This window comes from Stutzerimonas stutzeri, assembly GCF_000935215.1.
Taxonomy (GTDB): Bacteria; Pseudomonadota; Gammaproteobacteria; order Pseudomonadales; family Pseudomonadaceae; genus Stutzerimonas.
This window is the reverse complement of record NZ_JXXD01000328.1, coordinates 1-1191: the sequence shown is the minus strand read 5'-3', so window position 1 is coordinate 1191 and position 1191 is coordinate 1. Positions and strand designations below refer to the sequence as shown.

The 1191-nt window shown below is 65.5% G+C and carries 1 protein-coding gene; it reads right to left on the bottom strand.

Going from position 1 to position 1191, the window contains the following annotated elements; all coding sequences use genetic code 11:
- Nucleotides 1-791: amidase family protein (locus LO50_RS23045; RefSeq protein ID WP_044316491.1), on the bottom strand; the 791-nt coding region annotated here is incomplete at its 3' end.
- Between the last annotated feature and the right edge of the window lie 400 nt (nt 792-1191).

Below are 1191 nucleotides of genomic sequence, written 5' to 3'. Positions count from 1 at the left end.
GGGTTCTTCGGCACGCCGAAGCGGAAGGCTTTCACCCGGCCGAAGGCCGAGCCGTCGTTCCACAGCGGGTTGGCGCGGCTGTACTCGTCGTGCGGATCGAGCCTGGCGGTGAGCGCCAGCAGCTGGCTGGCTTCGGCGGCACTGGCGGTGAAGAAGGTCACGCAATCCAGCGTGCGGCAGGCGGGGACAACGCCAGCGGTGGAGATCAGCCCTTTGCTGGCCTTGAGACCCACCAGGTTGTTCAGCGCGGCCGGCACGCGGCCGGAACCGGCGGTGTCGGTGCCGAGGGCGAAGCTTGCCAGCCCCAGCGCCACGGCCAGGGACGAGCCGGCGCTGGAGCCACCGGAGGGGTAGTCGGGGTGCACGCTGTTGCGGCACTCACCGTAGGGCGAGCGGGTGCCGTTGAGGCCGGTGGCGAATTGGTCGAGGTTGGTCTTACCCAGCGGCACGGCACCGAGGGCGATCAGCTGCTCGACGATGGTGGCGTTGGTTTCCGGTGTATAGGCAAAGGCCGGGCAGGCGGCGGTGGTGGGAATGCCGGCCAGATCGATATTGTCCTTTATCGCGAACGGGATGCCGTAGAGCGGTAGCTCGGCGGGCGTCTTGCTCTCCAGTGCGGCCAGGTAGGGCTCGAGTTCTTCGGCGTTCAGCAGGTGGATGAATGTGTTGAATTCGCTGTTCAATGCAGCGGCCTTGGCGCGCAGTTCGAGGATCAGCTGGCGCGGGGTCGTGGTGCCGGCTTCATAGGCATTGCGCAGCGTGTCGAGGCGAAGATCGAAATGGGTCGTCATGGTTGGCTTCCTCTGTGGCAGGCCTGGTCTGTTCGGGCGGTCGGGATTCAGGTCAGGCTGGCGGCCCTTTCCCCTCACCCCAGCCCTCTCCCCAAAGGGGCGAGGGGGTTGGTTCGGTGTTGCTGGTGGCCTTGTGGTCTGGCGTTGCTTTAGTGCTGTCAGTGCGGAGCCTTTGGTATGTCGTGGCGGAGGAACTTGGTTGGGCCTCTTTCCCCTCACCCCAGTCCTCTTCCCAACGGGCGAGGGGGTTGATTCGGTGTTGCTGATGGTCTTTTGGTCCGGCGTTGCTTTCGTATCGCAGGCGCTGAGAGTTCGTTACGCGGCTCATGGCAATGCGCGAGCTGCGTCGATGTCCAGACCTGCGAGCCCGCGCCGAACCGGTCCCCTCTCCCTGAGGGAG